The sequence below is a fragment of the Pedobacter sp. GQ55 genome (assembly GCF_059758925.1).
On the sequence record NZ_JCAXEI010000005.1, the window covers coordinates 318,050 to 335,613 of the forward strand.

The window sequence follows — 17,564 nt, forward strand, 5'->3', positions numbered from 1 at the left end:
TATTTATTTTTTACCAAAACACTGTATATAAAGCAGTAAGTATGCCCATGATAAGAATAGAACCTATGGCAAAACTAGTGCTGACCTTAAACATAGAGGTGTCCACTTCAATTGCATTTTCACTAGCAATTTTTTGAGGCCTGCTCAAACTGATCACAATCATCAGGATCACAATGACTACAAAGTCAATAGCCATTCTGTCGAGGAAAGGATAATCCGGGAAGGCACCATTTGTCCAGACAGGAAGAAACTTTAACACAGTTGAAAGTGGAATTGTAATCAGTGCTCCCGTCATAGCTGCCGCAGTTGTGGTGCGTTTCCAATAAAAGCCCAGCAAGAATATGGCCAGTACTCCTGGTGAAATAAAGCCCACATATTCCTGGATAAACTGGTAAGCCTGATCAAGTGATTTTAAGGATGGTGTTACAATCGCCGCAACCAGCATGGAAATCACAACCGCCCATCGGCCAACATTAACCATCTTTTTATCAGACGCTGTTTTGTTGAAGTATTTTTTATAAATGTCAAGCGAAAAAATGGTAGATATACTGTTTGCTTTACCCGCCAATGAAGCAACAATGGCAGCTGTAAGGGCAGCAAATGCCACACCTTTTAAACCTGCGGGCAATAAATTCATTAAGGTTGGATAAGCATGATCAGGTTTCAATACACCTCCATCCGACATTTCTGTAACAAATAAGCCTTTATTGTGAAGCACATACATCACAATTCCCGGAAGGACGGCAATTACCGGTACGAGTAATTTTAAAAACGCTGCGAATAAAATACCCTTACGGGCCGTATTTAAATCGGCGCCTAATGCACGCTGTACGATGTACTGGTTGCAGCCCCAGTATGCCAGATTGTTGATCAGCATACCACCAATTAGTACAGACAACCCCGGCAGTTCTTTATAGTATTTATCAGATGAATCAAATATCATGTGAAAATGATCTGGTGCCTCCTTTCTTAGGATAGACAGCCCCTTAAAAATATCCTCGCCAAATCCATATTCTCTGGAAAGTAAGGAGAGGGCAAGATAAGTGGTAATCAAACCGCCAAAGATCAGGACTAGTACCTGGATCACATCGGTATAGCCAATAACTTTCATTCCCCCTAAAGTGACCACCATGGAAAAGATGCTGAGTCCTACGATACTCCACTCGAAGCTGATGGGTGATATAGAGGAGATGGCTAATGCACCCAGGTAAATGATAGAAGTAAGATTCACAAAAACATACACCAACAACCAGAATACAGCCATAATGGTGCTTACCTGATCATTATACCGCTTTGATAAGAACTGCGGCATGGTAAAGATCTTGTTCTTCAGGTATACCGGGATGATAAAAATAGCCACGATGATCAGTGTGGCGGCTGCCATCCACTCGTAAGAAGCAATGGCAAGACCCAGCGCAAAGCCAGAGCCGGACATCCCAATGAAATGCTCTGCAGAAATATTTGAAGCAATCAATGATGCCCCGATAGCCCACCAGGTGAGCGAACCCTCTGCCAGGAAAAAATCCTTGGCACTACTGGAGGTAGTTTTTTTCTTATGATAAATGTAATAACCATAGCCGGCTATCGCAATAAAATAAATAAAGAAAACTATATAATCGGCGATGTCAAGATGATTCATATTTGGTTTGCGCTAAATCAGTTTCCCTCATATAAATGAGTTAAATTAATTATATTACATTTGGTTAAAAGCAAAACCTTAGGGTGGTCTCACTTATCAAAGCTGTATATAAAAATATTAATTCTGAGATTAAGCGGGCATTTTATTTACGAATACGTTTAAGTAAAAACATGACCATTATTGGGAAAAACTTTCAAAGTTAAATGTAAATGAAGGGAACTGTAACTGTAAAAACGCTAGCTAAAGAATTAAATATATCTATTGCCACTGTTTCAAAAGCATTAAATGACAGTTATGAAATTAGTTTGGAAACCAAGCAAAAGGTTTGGGACCTGGCTAAGAAATTAAAATATGAACGTAACCCATCTGCCAGTAACCTCCGCAGCCATAAAACAAAAACTATAGCTGTTATTATTCCGGAGATTGCTAATAATTTCTTTTCACTGGCCATAAACGGGATTGAGGAAATAGCCAGGAAACGCGACTATCATGTATTGATCTATCAAACCCACGAAAACAGTGAGACAGAAATTGCTTTTACTGATAGCCTTTTAAGCGGCAGGGTAGACGGGATATTGATCTCTGTTTCGAGTAACACAAACAACAATGAGCATTTTAAAGAGCTGGTTAAGAAAATACCTGTTGTTTTCTTTGATAGGGTTTTTGAAGATATAGACGCTGTAAAAATAACTACAGATGATTACGAAAGTGCTTACAATGCAACATGTCATTTAATAGAATGTGGTTGTAAAAAGATTGCTTATCTGTTTGCGCTTAATAACCTGGTAACGGGTAAAAATAGGTTTGCCGGGTATCAGGAAGCTTTAGAGAAGTATAATATGGTATATACAGATGAGATGATTGTTCATTATGATAAAAACACCAGTAAGAATTATGAAAATATAAAAGCCATGGTGGCTGGTCAGAAGCCCGATGCCATTATCTCTTCTATTGAGGATCTTGCTTTGCCTTGTTACTATGTTGCTCGCGAGTTAAATCTAAATATTCCGAAGGATCTAAAAATTATAAGTTTTTCCAATCTTAACACTGCGCCACTTTTAAATCCATCCCTTACGACAATTGAACAGCCTGCTTTTGAAATTGGAAAAGAGGCGGCTGGTATTTTATTCAAAATATTGGATAAAAAGTATTTTGAACCAAATGAAAACCATATCCTAAAATCCAGCTTGATTAAGCGCGAATCAACATCTTGCCGCTAGTTTGTTCGTTTCTGTTTATGGTGTGGATTAACAAGAATAAATAAAATCTGATCATGTAAATATTCCTTAGATTTTCTTAACATTGTCTTAATCTAAATTAACCAAATGGAGAATAAGCTCTTGCATCATTTATTATGGGAACGTATCAGGGGAGGTGATAATGGTGCATTTTTTGATCTTTATAAAGCGCTTTATTATGATCTGGTTAATTTTGGTATCCGTGTTTGCGGTGATGCAGAAACATCAGGGGAGGCAACCGACCAGGTATTTATTACCATATGGGAAAAGCATGAGCAACTAAACAGAGTTGATAATGTGCCTGCTTACCTGCGTACATTTTTAAAACGTAAGATTTTACGGCTGTTGGAGCGTAAGCGAAAAATTAATGATGCTTTGCAAAATGCAGGTGCAGAGGGCGAGTGGATGGAAATGTCGTACGAAGAGTTTATAGTAAAAGTTCAGACCGATGAACTGGTGCGATATAAACTGAAAAATGCCTTGGAGAAATTGACCTTCAGGCAAAAGCAATTAATTCATCTAAAATTCTTTGATGGACTGAGCTATGAACAAATAGCTGATCAGACTCAGCAAACTATTAAAACCGCTTACAATACGGTTTATGATGCACTTAAGATATTGCGCAAAGAGTTGAAAGACTGATAAAACAATCTGATCATAAAAAGTGCGCAAATAACACGTAAAACGATGTCGTCAAGCAATGTTATTTGCATAAAGTAAAAAAAAGTAAAATTTTCTTAGGAAAAACATAATATTTTAGGCACTGGTATTATAAAAGCCAAATGTTATGATAGATCGTAGTCTTTTCAATGTTGAAGACTTCTTAGTAGATAATACCTTCCAGCTATATTGTGCCGGAACAGATAAACTTTGTATTAGCTACTGGGAAAATTATATTAAAGCACATCCTGAGCAAGAGACTGTTATTGCCGAAGCAAAACGCTTGTATATGATATTAAGTGGGAACAAGAAACCACTAAATAAACAGGTAGACCTCTTGAAAAATAATATTGAACCTCAAAATGAGGCTGGTATTATCCCTATCCATAAAAATTATATGTGGCTAAAAATTGCAGCAGCAATTCTACTAATGGTAGGCGTTGCGGTTGTCTTTAAAAATAATCCTAAAGAAAATATCCCAAACGCTAGTTTGGTTACCCATTTTAGTACAAAAGGTGGCGAAAAGAAAAAAATCACTTTATCTGATGGTTCTGTGGTTTTACTTAATGCTAAAAGTGTATTAACGTTGGATAAGAATTTTAATGAGAAAAACAGAGAGGTTAATTTAGTTGGGGAGGCCTTTTTCGATGTTACACATAATAAAAATAAACCCTTTAAGGTACATACTGAAGATTTTGACATCAATGTGCTTGGCACCTCATTTAATGTTAAAATATACCCCGGAGAGGCAACATCTGAAACAGTGCTGATTAAAGGTTTGATTGTGATGGAGGGAAAAGGAACCAAGGGGAGTTCTATAACCTTGAGGCCAAGTCAGAAGGTTACTTTTTATAAAAAAACTGAAGAATTGCCTAGTGACATCAAGCCACAAAAACCTGCAGTTGTACATCCACAAATAGCTATTAATCAATATACCAAAGTTAACGACAGCACAATTGTAGAAATGGCCTGGACGCAAAACAGGCTGGAGATTTTAGATCAAACTTTTGCTGAAGTTAAAGGAGATTTGGAAAGATGGTACAACGTGGAGATCATTTTTAATGATCGTGAAGTAGAGAAATATCGTTTTACAGCAACGTTTAAAGATGAAAATATAGAGCAGGCATTAAAAGCATTTCAAGGGGCAGAACATTTTAAATATGAAATAAAAGGGAATCAAATTACCATATCTAAATAATTAGAAAGGGACGGTGTTGACGCACCGCCCCAATAATTTTTTTGATATAAGCACTGGCAGTTTTATGCGCAAACAGATTGCTGCCAAATACTAAAGCAACCAAAAAAACAAAAATATGATTAATTATTACTTACTGCAAGTGCGTCCCGATGTCAGGACGTTCTTAAAATTCATTATTTTAATGAAATTAACCTGTATTATAATTTTTATTACATGTCTCAATGTTTCGGCATCTGTCTTTTCTCAGCAAAAGATATCACTAGATGTTACCAAGACGAAACTGGGCAAAGTTTTGAAGATTATTGAAGAGCAAAGTGATTATCATTTTGTGTACAGTTCGGCAAATGTTCCTATAAATAAGGATATTACATTGTCGGTAAAAAATACTTTGGTTACAGATGTTTTAGCTGTAATATTTAACAACACCAACTTAAATTATTCTGTTTCCGGCGCGGGGCTGATTGTAATTAGCCGGAAAAAAGATATTAAAATCAGTGGCACAGTCAAGGATTCTAATGGTGGTCCTTTACCGGGGGCTACGGTTCGAATCAAAGGAAGCGGTGCAGGAACATCAACCGATATAAATGGTAAGTTCTCAATATCTGCCCTTCCAAATGCAATTCTGGTGGTTTCATATGCTGGTTTCCAAACAAGAGAAATAGCCGTTGATGGTAAAACAGACTTACAGGTTGTATTAACAGAAGACACCAAATTGTTAAACGAGGTTGTGGTAACAGCTTTGGGTATTAAAAAGGAACGCAGGGCACTGGGGTATTCTGTTTCTCAGGTTCAGGGCGAATCTTTAACACAAGCCAGAGAAAACAACGTAGCCAATGCCCTGGTGGGTAAAGTTGCGGGTCTGGACATCAGTTCAACTTCAGGTGGTGCAGGTGCAGCTACAAGTGTTACCATTCGTGGTGTATCCAGCCTTAGCCAAAGTAATCAGCCACTGTATGTAATTAATGGTGTGCCAATGGAAAATAAGCCTACAGGTTTAAACAACATCAATCCAAATGGAAACTCAGGTAGCCAGTGGGACAACGCCCCGGATCTGGGAGATGCTGTGGGTAATTTAAATCCTGACGATATTGAAAGTATCTCTGTATTGAAAGGTGCAGCCGCATCAGCACTTTATGGCTCAAGAGCTAAAGCAGGTGTTATTCTTATTACAACTAAAAGTGGTAAAGGAAATAGCGTTGACTTTAATAGTAATTACGTGGTTGAGCAGATCATGGACAGAACTGACTGGCAGTATGTATACGGGCAGGGGGCTAACGGTACAAAACCATTAGACAAAGCTGCGGCCGCGCAAGTTGGTGGGTCGAGCTGGGGTGCAAAATTAGACGGAACCAGTGTAGTTCAGTTTGATGGTGTTTCAAGACCATATTCAGCGCAGCGTAATAATATAAAGGATTTTTATGGTAATGGCGGAACATGGTCTAATACACTTGCCTTAAACAAAACATTTGAGGGAGGCGCAATCCGCTTTTCTGCTAATGATGTAAATAACAATTCTGTAGTTCCTAATTCAGGTCTGAATAGACAATCATTTAATTTGGTGGGTACATTTGAGCCAGTTAAACGCTTAAACATTGATGCACGCTCTAATTATATTTTGGAGCAGGCTAAAAATAGGCCAATGGTATCAGACGGTGCCGGTAATGCCAATTATAATGTGGTGTTTTTACCCACCAGCGTTAGCGTAAATGATCTAAAGCCAGGTAAAGATGCAGATGGGAATGAATTAAAGTACAATACTGGAAATGCATTTGCTACCAATCCATGGTTTGCTGCAAATGAATTTGTGAATGACACTAAACGCGAGCGGCTAATTAGCTCTTTCAATGCTCGTTATACTTTTGATAATGGCCTGTTTGTTCAGGGGCGTGCAGGTCGAGATGCTTATTCTGATACTTATAAAAATGTAGTGCCATCAGGAACTGCATATTATGAACCAGGTAAAATCGCCGAGCAGCAAACCAAGTTTGCTGACGTTAATGCCGATTTATTATTGGGGAAATCATTTGCTGTAGGTGATGAGTTTACCGTTACTCCAAATGTTGGGGCAAGTTTCAGAAATACCAGGATTAATCAAACAACAAATAATGGGACTAATTTTGCAGTATTTGGAGTTTACAATATCTTAAATGCTAAAAATAAATCAGTTGGACACATAAAGACCGAATCAGAAACTCACTCGGTGTATGGTACTTTAGAACTTTCTTATAGAGACGTACTTTATGTAACCGGTAGTGGCAGATCAGACTGGTTTTCTACGCTTGCAACTCCTGGAAAGGATAATAAGCTAAGCGTTTTTTATCCTTCTGTGAGTGGTTCATTTGTATTCTCGGAACTTTGGAAACCCTCATTTCTTAATTTTGGTAAGTTAAGAGCAGGATATGCCATTGTTGGACAAGCAACGGATCCATATCAAACCTTACTTACCTATGGTTTCAGAAGTGAAACATTGAATGGAAATCCATTAGGTATCATAAATAACTTAAGTATTCCTAATCCCGGACTGAAAGCATCTAAAGCAACTGAGCTGGAAATTGGTACTGAATTGAGATTCTTTGGCGATCGTTTAAACCTGGATATGACCTGGTACAAAAAACGTTCAAAAGATGAGATATCTGTAGTTACTACATCAAGCACAACTGGTTATTCCGGAGCAGTATTAAACTCTGGAGAAATTGAAAACAAAGGGGTAGAGGCACTAATCTCTGGAGTTATTCTTAAAAATGAAGATTTTACCTGGACTTCATCAGTAAATGGAACCTACAATGATAATACTGTACTTTCCTTAGCAGAAGGATTGCCTTCTCAACTATTGGCAACTTCCAGATCAGGCGTTGGCTTTTTACAGAATCTACCTGGGTTAGCCGCCGCTCAGGTAATGGCATACGATTATAAGTATGATGCTAACGGCGCAATTTTAAAAGATGCACTTGGAGAACCATCAAGAGGAGATTTAAAAGCATATGGATCGGCATATAATAAATGGTTTGCAGGCTGGAATAATGAGTTTAATTATAAGGGGGTAAGTCTTTCTTTTCTTATTGATGGAAAATGGGGTGGTAAGGTATTCTCGGCAACCGATTACTATGGATATATTTTCGGATTACATAAAAATACCCTTGTAGATCGTGAAACTCTTGGAAATAATGCGGCAAAATTCTATGAAAATACCGCCAATAACGTATCTAATAAATTTGTACAGGATGCGAGTTTTATCAAATTCAGACAGTTAACGTTGGGTTATAATTTCCCGGCAAAAATGTTTAATAACAAAGTAAAAAGCTTAAATGTAAGTCTGGTTGGCAGAAATTTATTTATTCTGATGAAGAAAACAGATAACATCGATCCTGAATCGAGCTACAATGCTACTTTTCCAGGAATGGAGTTAGGAGGGGTGCCGCCAGTAAGAACTTTCGGCGTAAACCTAAGTGTTAAGTTTTAATTATTTAAAGATAAAGAAAAATGAAAACGAATATATTAAACAAATATAGCCTGGTATTACTTGTTACTGTACTAGTAAGTACAAGTTGTACAAAAGATTTTAAGGATATCAATACCAATCCAGTTGCCTATGGGCCGAATAGTTTTGATCCAAATTATACATTAACCTCAGCACAACTTACTTATACAGGAAGTATAGATTTTGCATATGATACCTGGCGCGGAAATTTGATTTACTCTGCCACAATGATGCAAGGTTTTTCGACAGTAATTAGTTATTGGGCGGGCGATAAGTATCTTTTGAATGAAGGCTATACGGCTGCATATTGGGGGAATGGTAGTGTAGGTGCTTATATAGAGCAAGTACGACCAATTGTTGATGTTGTGGAGTACTCAAAAGGTAAACCAAAGTTAAATAATGTGTATCAGGTAGCACGCATCTGGAAAGCACTGATTTTTGAGCGACTTACTGATTTGTATGGAGACGTTCCTTATTCAGAAGCTGGATTGGGAGTGTACACTGGTAATTTTACGCCTAAATATGATAAGCAACAAGCTATTTATATGGATTTGTTAAAAGAGGTTGAGGAAGCTTCGATTGCTTTGAATGAGACTGGAGATGCAGTAACGGGCGATGTTATTTACAAAGGGAACATTGCTCAATGGAAACGGTTTGCCAATACTTTAATGCTGCGGTTAGCGATGAGGTTAACTAAGATTGATGAAGCCACTGCAAAAACATATGTTCAAAAAGTTGTTGGTAAAACAATGAATGATAATAAAGATAATGCATTTCTGGCTCATGATGCAGCTGGATCAAGGGTAACTCAAAACAGAAACAGCCAGGTATTGCTAGGTGATGGCGGACAGGAAAATTATTATGTTAAATGGTCGAAAACCTTTATAGACTTTTTAAAAAATAATAATGACCCTCGCCTGGAGAAAGTTGCTGTAACACAGTTGTATTTAACAGAGAGTGGCAAAGCGCAAAATCCACTTTATGTTACAGCTGCCGCGGCTCAAAAAGGAATGCCAAATGGTAAGGATTTAAGTGGACTAGCTGGTAGAGACGTTAGGCAGGATCCATCATTTACCAGTTTCTCTGACTATTCATCTCCAAATCCGGCAATGATAAAGCAAAACGGGGTAACATTTATTCTTACTTATGCAGAAAGTGAATTATTGCTTGCAGAGGCAGCACAAAGATGGGGAATAGGAGGTGTTGCGGCTGATCATTATAAGAATGGTGTTGCAGCTGCAATTACTTTTCTTGGACAATATGATGCATCGCTGGCAATTTCAGAAGGTATTGCTGTGAATTACGCGAATGCACATCCTTACAGTGCGGCAAATGGTTTAGAAATGATTAACAACCAATACTGGGCTCATACTAATACCATGCTTGATTTTTATGAAACCTGGTCTAACTGGCGTAGAAGTGGATTTCCTGCATTAACACCGGTTGTATACCCTGGAAATGCAACTAACGGTACCATTCCTCGTCGTTTCCCATACCCTGTAGAAGAGGGGGCGAAAAATGCTGCCAATTATAAAGAAGCATCTGCTGCAGTGCCGGGTGGCGATAAATTATCTGGTAGAGTATGGTGGGATAAGCAGTAACTCCTTAAAAACTATTTATTAACAATCAGAAGGCCCTTCAATTTTACTGTTGGGCCTTCTGAATTTATCGAAAAATCTTGTAATAGTAAGCTAATTCACGTAAATTCACAGTACATTACGTCAAATCTATCTGTTTAATCTGAACAGTTAAAATCATTTAAATGGCATGTCAAATATTAACTTGATTATCGAAGAAAGACCAAGTAACATTGGCAATTTTATGGTCGGCAGACTTTTGCCCTTCCGTGAAAAAAGAATGGTTGGGCCATTTGCCTTTGTAGATCACATGGGCCCCACAAGTTTAAGTGATCATGAAAATTTCGATGTACCACCTCATCCACATATTGGACTTTCTACCTTAACTTATCTTTTTGAAGGGGCCATAATGCATAAAGATAGTTTAGGCAATGAGACTGAAATTCAACCAGGTCAGGTAAACTGGATGACTGCAGGAAGCGGGATTGTCCATTCAGAAAGAACGCCAGTCTATTTAAGGACTTCTAATAAAATGCTCCACGGGCTTCAGATATGGGTTGCTTTGCCAAAAGCCCTTGAGGAAATGGAACCAGAGTTTTTCCATTTTAATGAAGATGAAATTCCACGCTGGACAGAAAATGGAATTGATTTTAAACTTATTGCCGGTGATGTATTTGGACACTTCTCACCGGTACCGGTATACAGTCCGCTTTATTTTCTGGAGCTAAAAACTACCAAAAGTCAAACCGTTAAAATAGGTAAAGATTTGTTCGGTGAAAGTGCCCTATATATTCTTGAGGGTGGGGTTGAAAGTGAAGGACATACCTTTGGGCCTAAGCAACTCCTGGTCGCCAAAGACAGTAAGCTGTGCGAATTTGTAATGCAGGAAAATTCAACCGTATACATATTTGGCGGAGAACCTTTTGCTGAGGAACGTTTTATTTATTGGAATTTTGTAGCTTCTACCCGCGAAAGGATTGAGGAAGCAAAGGCAAAATGGCTTTCACAATCTTTTGCCCCGGTACCAGGCGAAATTGATTTTGTTCCCCTGCCGGAACAAATTAGAAATATTAAAAACTAACTATATCAAATGAAGATTTTAGCCTTCGCAGGAAGCACCAGTCGCCATTCAATTAATCGGAAATTGGTTATCCACACCATTTCTTTTTTTAAAGATCATGATGTCACACTGTTAGATTTAAATGATTTCGAGATGCCATTATTCTCTGTAGATAGAGAGGCAAACGATGGGTATCCGGAAAAGGCCTACAAGCTAATAGACCATATATCGGAGACTGATCTTATTATCCTTTCGCTGGCGGAGCACAACGGAAGCTACAGTGCGGCCTTTAAGAATGTGATGGATTGGTGTTCCCGTACCAACAGCAAGTTTTTCCAAAGCAAGCCCATGTTGCTAATGAGTACTTCCCCTGGTGGATTTGGAGGTGGTAATGTCATGAACGCGGCAATAATCAGGCTTCCAAAGTTAGGTGCAGAAGTATTGACAACCTTTTCGCTTCCTTCCTTTCATCAAAACTTTGACCAGGAAACAGGCATCTCAAATTCAGAACTTCTTGAAGCACACCTTTCCAAAATTAATGAGGTAAAAGCTAGAATGTCTCTTTAATTATAGTATCTATTTCTATGATTACCCTCGGGTCAATAATTATTTTAGCATGAGTGGTATCATCATACCTGGAAGCATTTATTGTTGGGTACTGTTCTAGGAATGTTTCAATAAAACCTGCAGGAGAAATATAGTCGTTAACTTCATAGATGAGCAGGTGTTTTATCTCGTCAGAAAAAGTGTACATGTCGTTTAATAAAAAGCGATTGGTACTCATTTGGTAAAGCGCTTCGAATTCACTAAAAAAACGTTGTTGTACATTTTCAGGGATGCTTACAGCTGTCATAGACGATTTGAAGTTCTCTGTTAGATTAACCAGGGGTGCAATGCTGATCAGGAGTTTAGGGAATTGCGATGTTTCCTGTAGAACCAACGTATTGGCCATACCACCTAGTGAATGGCCTATCATTACATCGGGAGCCCCATAAGTTTTTTGGAATTCTTTAATGGCCTCTGCAAAAAGGATCAGGTTGCTCAGTTCACCTTCAGAGCTCCCATTCCCTGGTGCATCGAAGGCCCATATCTCAATATCTTTGTTAAGCAATAAAACATCGATCAACTCGCTAAAATCGATTGCCTTAGAGCCCCATCCGTGTGTAAGCAAAACCTTTATAGAACCATTGCCCCATCTGAAACAATTAAAGTTCAAATCAGATTTGCTAAAATATTGATCATACACTTTTAAGGTAGAGGTTTTAGCAGCATTTAAAAGATCTTGCTGATGTAAACGACTTGGCATTTTTGGGGAGTAACAAATAAATTTCCAGAGCGTTGCTTGCAAAAGCTCAGGATTGTGGCCCTGAACTTTTATATCTTCGATGATTTGTTTTAGTTTTTTCACTTTATAATTCCCGTTGCATTACCCTTGCCGTTTGTGTACTGCCATCGTGGCTCCATCCTGGGGGGTAAAAAATGTACTTTAATTTATCGCTAAATGTAGGTGCTTTTTTAACATCCGCATACAGCGCAATAAATTCATGAAAAATTATATTTACGGGACCAGAGTCTTCTGGCTGCTTTGTTAATCCATACTTTATTTCTTCCTCTGGTATCTCTGCCTGGAATGTCCCGAATATCCGATCCCACAGGATTAAAACCATACCCATATTCTTATCGAGGTAACGTATATTACTTGCATGATGAACACGGTGATGTGAAGGTGTAACAAAAAGGAATTCTATTATTGGATGTAATTTTCCAATCGATTTAGTATGTACAATATTGCCATAGATTTGAGTAACCAGGTAGGCAAAAAGAATGTCAACTGCGTTAAATCCCATTACTGCCAAAGGCAAATAGAAGAATACCCTGTATAGGGGTTCAAATACCGTAGACCTGAAGCCTGTGGTAAGGTTAAAATGCTCGGAAGAGTGATGGGTAACATGCATGGCCCAAAAGAACCGAACATAATGGCCGGTGTAATGTAAAAGCCAGTATAAAAAGTCTTGAGCAAGAATTAGTACGATCCAGTAAATCACCACATTTGAAATTTGGAACAAACGATAATGAAGATAGAAGTATTGAAGTAACATAAAGGTACCTGCCTTTGTAAGGATATTGACTACAAAGGCGCTGGCCATCAGATAAACATTAGTAAGTGTGTCACGTTTCTGATAGTGTTTTTTATCATGGACGTAACTAAAGTACATTTCAAACAAGGTAAGTAATATAACGAAGCCAAATAGGGTTCCAACCGTTATACTTTTATCCAAATCTGTCATTTTGAGGGCTTTCTATAAATTTACGGATTAATAATGCTTAAAGCTCAATACTATAAGCATAAACACCGTTTAAGCAGTAATGATTTAAACAAATCAAAATTCCTGATTTTTATAGAAATAGCTGTCCTTAGAGTGTCATAATCAATACTTTTACCCTAAAAGTCTGACTTTTATTATCTTCCGGTCAGATCGATTGAAAATCTATCAAATAAAGTGGCTTCTTCATCAGTATTTAAACTTGGAACAGTATAGTATTCACCTTGGATAGTGAAACTAAAAGGTGTTTTTTCGATACTGACTTTTAAAAAGCCGTGTCTGTTGTCGCAATAGCTATCAAGCTGAACCTTATTGAATAAATCGCTTTTAGCGCAGTAATTGCTGTCGTAAGGATCTGCAAGTTGGTGTAATTCGTCAAAACCACCGGCTCCTGCAACAATAAATGGTAGTGTTTTTCCATCTTCATATTGTTTACTAAAGCGTTGGTAATTGTGCACATGTCCGCTAAAAATAATATCTGGTTTTACACCAGCATCTTTAAAAGCGGTTTCCAGAAATTCTATCATTGATTTGCTCGACCCATGATTTGTATCTGCAGAATATGGCGCATGGTGCATACAAACAATTATAGCCTTATCGGACCGAAGAGTGGCGGCATCTTGTAGCTCTTTAACAAACCAGTTTTTTTGTTCCTTCGTAATGTGGCCGTATTTAGGAACATTTGTATGAAGGCCAATTATTGTTGCCAGAGGAGATTCCATTGTCCAGAATACATGCGGTTGAACTTGGCTTTTTCTATTGCTGTCGGTACCAAAATAAATTGTTTTAGGACAAGTATTGCAAAAAGCAGCATAAAACGCTTCAAGACTTTCGTAATGTAAATCGCAGTCTGGATTTATATCTGTATCATGATTCCCAGCGATGGCATAAATAGGACCAGGGTAGGTTTCGAAGGGTTTTAAAAACTGCTCATCATATTGCTCTGCCTCGCCATAATGATAAACAATATCTCCAAGGTGGTATAGGAATGCCGGTCTGTCGTGTTCGCTTGTTGCACACAGGTATTGCTCTGCCATTTTTCCAGCCACCTGTTTCTGAGCATCAACAGATTTCAATCCGCCGGTATCACCAACCATATGAAAAACCATTTTTCCTGGTGCTGTTTCGTTTAAGCGATTTCCAAGATTTAATCGGTATGGGTAACTACCGGTAGGTTCAGGCAAAGGTTGAAATTTATCAAGGTCATCTACCTGATCTGTTTTAAAAACAGCATTGTACAGAATCTTTGTGCTGATCATAATCTTAACGTTTGGTGATTACTATAAAATTAGGAGGCTAATATTAAGTCAGCATTAAAAATTGATTATTATCAAAAATGGTAATATAGCCTTATCGGGAACAATTGTGATAAATCTATTGTTAAGGGTTTTGATTATGTTAACATAATGATAATTGCATATTAAAATGCAGTTAATTTATATTTGCGCAGTGACGACACCTCTATACGTACTTTACGAATTACTGATCAGACTCACAGAGTTAGATCCAATGATCGGCGATTTTTACGCCCATAAATACACAGATGCCGGTGTAATTATCCGAACAAACAATGGGTCATTGAATGTTCCTCAACATCTACTTGAAAAGCAATTTTCAAATCCCTCTCAGATAACCGATGCAGATTTAAAGCAATTGGTAAATGAATTTAAGTGGAGTACCTGATTTTGAAGTATGCGGAGAAATTTTTGTTGCGATAAAGTAACTAAGATATTATGGATTATATAGAAGTTAGGTAGTAATCTTTTGTTAAATTTGGTTTAACACTTATTTCTTATTCATAAATTTTTAAATAAATGAAAATAAAAAAATCTTTCAGCATCCCTTTTGCGGCCTGCTCTTTACTGCTGATGACATCCTGCAACAATTCGGAACCAAAGCAAGAACTGCATTCAGGCCTCATCCTTAAAAATATGGATACTACCGTGGCACCGGGGAATAATTTTACGGCCTATGTGAACGGCACCTGGATGAAGAATACAAAGATCCCTTCTGATAAGGCCTCATATGGTGTTGGGTCTATGGTGAATGATAAAGCGCAGGAAGATGTTAAAGCAATAATAGAGAATGCTGCTAAAGGCAATCCTGCGGAGGGCTCTGACGAACAGAAAATAGGTGATTTTTATGAATCTTATATGAATATGAAGGTTCGTGATTCTATTGGACTTGCGCCTTTAAATGCTGAGTTCAAAAAGATAGACGCTATCGCTTCAGGAAAAGATTTGGCTTCCTATTTTGCTTATGCCAATAAGATAGGGAATATGATCCCTTTCAATCTAAGTGTTGGTGAGGATTTGAAAGACCCAAGAAAGTATATGCTGTATACCTGGCAAGGTGGTCTAGGTTTACCAGATCGTGAGTATTATTCGTTAAAGGATGCGAAATCTGTGGATATCCGTACTAAATACGTGGCACATATTGAAAAGATGTTAACTCTTGCCGGAATTCCTGATGCAAAAGCTAAATCTGCTCAGATAATGGCGCTGGAAACGCTGATAGCCTCAAAGCAAATGAAGAAGGAAGAAACCAGAAATATGGCTGGCCTTTATAATAGTTTTCCGATTAAGAACCTGAGCTCAGTAACGCCGAATTTTGATTGGAACACTTTGCTTGCAGAGGCAGGAGTTAAGAACCATGACACATTAATTATTACCCAGGTAGCATATACGAAAGATCTAAATGCCATTTTAAAAAATACTCCGCTTGATACCTGGAAAAATTATCTAAAATGGAGTGCTGTTACAAGCGCTGCAACTGCTTTGAACGCTGCACTTGATCAGGAGAATTTCAATTTCTATGCTAAGACCTTATATGGTGTTAAAGAGCAGAAGCCTCAATGGCGCAGAGCTGTCGATGTAGTTAATGGAAACCTTGGCGAGGTAGTTGGCAAACTATATGTTGAAAAGCATTTCCCGCCTGCAGCAAAGGAACGCATGCTTAAACTTGTTGGCAACCTATTGAAAGCTTATGAGACGAGTATTAAAGAACTTGATTGGATGGGTGCGGAAACTAAAAAACAAGCACTTGAAAAAATAAGTAAGTTCACTCCAAAAATTGGATATCCTGATAAATGGAGAGATTATGGTAAACTCAAAATTGCAAAGAACGATTTGTTTGGTAATGAAAAACGAGCCACAGCGTTCGAGTACAATCGCACTTTTAATAAACTAGGTAAACCTGTTGATCGTACGGAATGGGGGATGACACCGCAAACCGTTAATGCATACTATAATCCTAGTATGAATGAGATTGTTTTTCCTGCCGCAATCCTTCAGCCGCCATTTTTTGACATGACCGCAGATGACGCCGTAAATTATGGAGGTATTGGTGCGGTGATTGGTCATGAAATAGGCCATGGTTTCGACGATCAGGGGAGTACATTTGATGGCACAGGTGCAATGCGTAACTGGTGGACAGCTAAGGACCAAAGTGAGTTTAAAAAGAGAACAAGTGCTTTGAAAGCGCAGTACAGTGGGTTTAAGGTTTTTCCTGATCTGAATGTAAATGGAGATTTTACACTTGGCGAAAATATAGGAGATCTTGGAGGATTAAGCATTGCGCTTAAGGCCTATAATGCAAGCTTAAATGGTAAACAAGCACCGGTTATGGATGGATTTACCGGCGAGCAAAGAGTATTCCTTGGATGGGCTCAGGTATGGTTAAATAAATCTACTGATGAAGCTTTAAGAAATCAAGTAGGCACGGACCCCCATTCCCCAGCTAAGTTTAGGGTTAATGGTGTAGTTAGGAACATACCGGAGTTTTATACTGCGTTTAATGTAAAACCAACAGATTCTTTATACCTGGCACCAGAGAAAAGAGTTAAAATCTGGTAGAGCATTAGGAAAGACTCTGCATAAAAGAAAAACTCGTATCATTAATCATGATACGAGTTTTTCAATTTTAATTGAGATTACAGTTAATATTAGATTGATAAAGTTCTTTAACTACTGATATAGCTTTCTAGCTGAGATATGGTTTGTTTCTGATCTGCAATGATGAATTTAACCACATCACCTATTGAAACCATTCCAAGTAATTGATTGTCCTGCATTACCGGTAAATGTCTGATATGTTTGTCCGTCATGATTTGCATGCAGAGGTCTATACTGTCCGTCGGCACGATCGTGATTGGATCGGGCGTCATTACCTCTTTTATCGGAGTGCCGGCCGACGATTTCCCATACAATATGATCTTCCGAGCATAATCTCTTTCTGTAAATATACCCTGTAGCTTATGATCTTCAAGAATAAGCAATGCACTTACATTCTTTTCCATCATCAACTGAAGCGCCTCTAAAACAGATGAGTTTTCTGTAACTGAGAAAATCTGTACAGGTTTAGTATTAAGTATTTGTTGTACTGTTTTCAT

At 38.1% G+C, this 17,564-nt stretch carries 14 protein-coding genes; 9 read left to right on the forward strand and 5 right to left on the reverse strand.

What is annotated here, in order from left to right:
- Positions 1–10 precede the first annotated feature (10 nt).
- On the reverse strand, positions 11–1,639 hold the full coding sequence (locus AC6CH7_RS15790) for a sodium/sugar symporter (RefSeq protein ID WP_498263667.1): 1,629 nt from the start codon (positions 1,637–1,639) through the stop codon (positions 11–13).
- 209 nt (positions 1,640–1,848) lie between these two features.
- Here AC6CH7_RS15790 and AC6CH7_RS15795 point away from each other — a divergent pair, with 209 nt between their 5' ends.
- The 7 genes from AC6CH7_RS15795 to AC6CH7_RS15825 all read left to right on the forward strand — a co-directional run bounded on the left by AC6CH7_RS15795 (position 1,849) and on the right by AC6CH7_RS15825 (position 11,417).
- Complete coding sequence (locus tag AC6CH7_RS15795) at positions 1,849–2,859, forward strand: LacI family DNA-binding transcriptional regulator (RefSeq protein WP_498263668.1); 1,011 nt, start codon at positions 1,849–1,851, stop codon at positions 2,857–2,859.
- Between the two features lie 105 nt (positions 2,860–2,964).
- Positions 2,965–3,519, forward strand: a complete 555-nt coding sequence (locus AC6CH7_RS15800) for an RNA polymerase sigma factor (RefSeq protein ID WP_172659324.1) — start codon at positions 2,965–2,967, stop codon at positions 3,517–3,519.
- 145 nt (positions 3,520–3,664) lie between these two features.
- The gene (locus AC6CH7_RS15805; RefSeq protein WP_498263669.1) at positions 3,665–4,735 is read left to right on the forward strand and encodes a FecR family protein; all 1,071 of its coding nucleotides are present in this window, start codon (positions 3,665–3,667) and stop codon (positions 4,733–4,735) included.
- A gap of 181 nt (positions 4,736–4,916) precedes the next feature.
- Positions 4,917–8,195: a SusC/RagA family TonB-linked outer membrane protein gene (locus AC6CH7_RS15810; protein WP_498263670.1), complete on the forward strand. Its 3,279-nt coding sequence runs from the start codon at positions 4,917–4,919 to the stop codon at positions 8,193–8,195.
- 20 nt (positions 8,196–8,215) lie between these two features.
- Positions 8,216–9,814, forward strand: coding sequence for a SusD/RagB family nutrient-binding outer membrane lipoprotein (locus AC6CH7_RS15815; RefSeq protein ID WP_498263671.1), 1,599 nt, complete (start codon positions 8,216–8,218; stop codon positions 9,812–9,814).
- Between the two features lie 166 nt (positions 9,815–9,980).
- Positions 9,981–10,871, forward strand: coding sequence for a pirin family protein (locus AC6CH7_RS15820; RefSeq protein WP_498263672.1), 891 nt, complete (start codon positions 9,981–9,983; stop codon positions 10,869–10,871).
- A 9-nt stretch (positions 10,872–10,880) separates the two neighbouring features.
- Positions 10,881–11,417, forward strand: coding sequence for an NADPH-dependent FMN reductase (locus AC6CH7_RS15825; RefSeq protein WP_498263673.1), 537 nt, complete (start codon positions 10,881–10,883; stop codon positions 11,415–11,417).
- Here the strand turns inward: AC6CH7_RS15825 and AC6CH7_RS15830 are convergent.
- The 3 genes from AC6CH7_RS15830 to AC6CH7_RS15840 form a co-directional block, all read right to left on the reverse strand.
- Complete coding sequence (locus AC6CH7_RS15830) at positions 11,401–12,258, reverse strand: alpha/beta fold hydrolase (RefSeq protein WP_498263674.1); 858 nt, start codon at positions 12,256–12,258, stop codon at positions 11,401–11,403. The genes AC6CH7_RS15825 and AC6CH7_RS15830 overlap by 17 nt on opposite strands.
- Position 12,259: 1 nt before the next feature.
- Entirely contained in the window at positions 12,260–13,138 is an 879-nt protein-coding gene (locus tag AC6CH7_RS15835) for a sterol desaturase family protein (protein WP_498263675.1), read from the reverse strand.
- Between the two features lie 173 nt (positions 13,139–13,311).
- Positions 13,312–14,433, reverse strand: a complete 1,122-nt coding sequence (locus tag AC6CH7_RS15840) for a metallophosphoesterase family protein (RefSeq protein WP_498263676.1) — start codon at positions 14,431–14,433, stop codon at positions 13,312–13,314.
- 166 nt (positions 14,434–14,599) lie between these two features.
- On the opposite strand from AC6CH7_RS15840, the gene AC6CH7_RS15845 reads away from it, so the two are divergent.
- The gene (locus AC6CH7_RS15845; protein ID WP_498263677.1) at positions 14,600–14,857 is read left to right on the forward strand and encodes a hypothetical protein; all 258 of its coding nucleotides are present in this window, start codon (positions 14,600–14,602) and stop codon (positions 14,855–14,857) included.
- A gap of 131 nt (positions 14,858–14,988) precedes the next feature.
- The gene (locus AC6CH7_RS15850) at positions 14,989–17,028 is read left to right on the forward strand and encodes a M13 family metallopeptidase (RefSeq protein WP_498263678.1); all 2,040 of its coding nucleotides are present in this window, start codon (positions 14,989–14,991) and stop codon (positions 17,026–17,028) included.
- A 107-nt stretch (positions 17,029–17,135) separates the two neighbouring features.
- Here the strand turns inward: AC6CH7_RS15850 and AC6CH7_RS15855 are convergent, their stop codons facing one another.
- Positions 17,136–17,564 (reverse strand): CBS domain-containing protein, encoded by a 429-nt coding sequence (locus tag AC6CH7_RS15855; protein WP_498263679.1) that lies wholly within the window; start codon positions 17,562–17,564, stop codon positions 17,136–17,138.

Coding starts and splice junctions, on each gene's coding strand:
- AC6CH7_RS15790 (WP_498263667.1), bottom strand. CDS start 1,639: ATGAATCATCTTGACATCGCCGATTATATAGTTTTCTTTATTTATTTT.
- AC6CH7_RS15795 (WP_498263668.1), top strand. CDS start 1,849: ATGAAGGGAACTGTAACTGTAAAAACGCTAGCTAAAGAATTAAATATA.
- AC6CH7_RS15800 (WP_172659324.1), top strand. CDS start 2,965: ATGGAGAATAAGCTCTTGCATCATTTATTATGGGAACGTATCAGGGGA.
- AC6CH7_RS15805 (WP_498263669.1), top strand. CDS start 3,665: ATGATAGATCGTAGTCTTTTCAATGTTGAAGACTTCTTAGTAGATAAT.
- AC6CH7_RS15810 (WP_498263670.1), top strand. CDS start 4,917: ATGAAATTAACCTGTATTATAATTTTTATTACATGTCTCAATGTTTCG.
- AC6CH7_RS15815 (WP_498263671.1), top strand. CDS start 8,216: ATGAAAACGAATATATTAAACAAATATAGCCTGGTATTACTTGTTACT.
- AC6CH7_RS15820 (WP_498263672.1), top strand. CDS start 9,981: ATGTCAAATATTAACTTGATTATCGAAGAAAGACCAAGTAACATTGGC.
- AC6CH7_RS15825 (WP_498263673.1), top strand. CDS start 10,881: ATGAAGATTTTAGCCTTCGCAGGAAGCACCAGTCGCCATTCAATTAAT.
- AC6CH7_RS15835 (WP_498263675.1), bottom strand. CDS start 13,138: ATGACAGATTTGGATAAAAGTATAACGGTTGGAACCCTATTTGGCTTC.
- AC6CH7_RS15840 (WP_498263676.1), bottom strand. CDS start 14,433: ATGATCAGCACAAAGATTCTGTACAATGCTGTTTTTAAAACAGATCAG.
- AC6CH7_RS15845 (WP_498263677.1), top strand. CDS start 14,600: ATGCAGTTAATTTATATTTGCGCAGTGACGACACCTCTATACGTACTT.
- AC6CH7_RS15850 (WP_498263678.1), top strand. CDS start 14,989: ATGAAAATAAAAAAATCTTTCAGCATCCCTTTTGCGGCCTGCTCTTTA.
- AC6CH7_RS15855 (WP_498263679.1), bottom strand. CDS start 17,564: ATGAAAACAGTACAACAAATACTTAATACTAAACCTGTACAGATTTTC.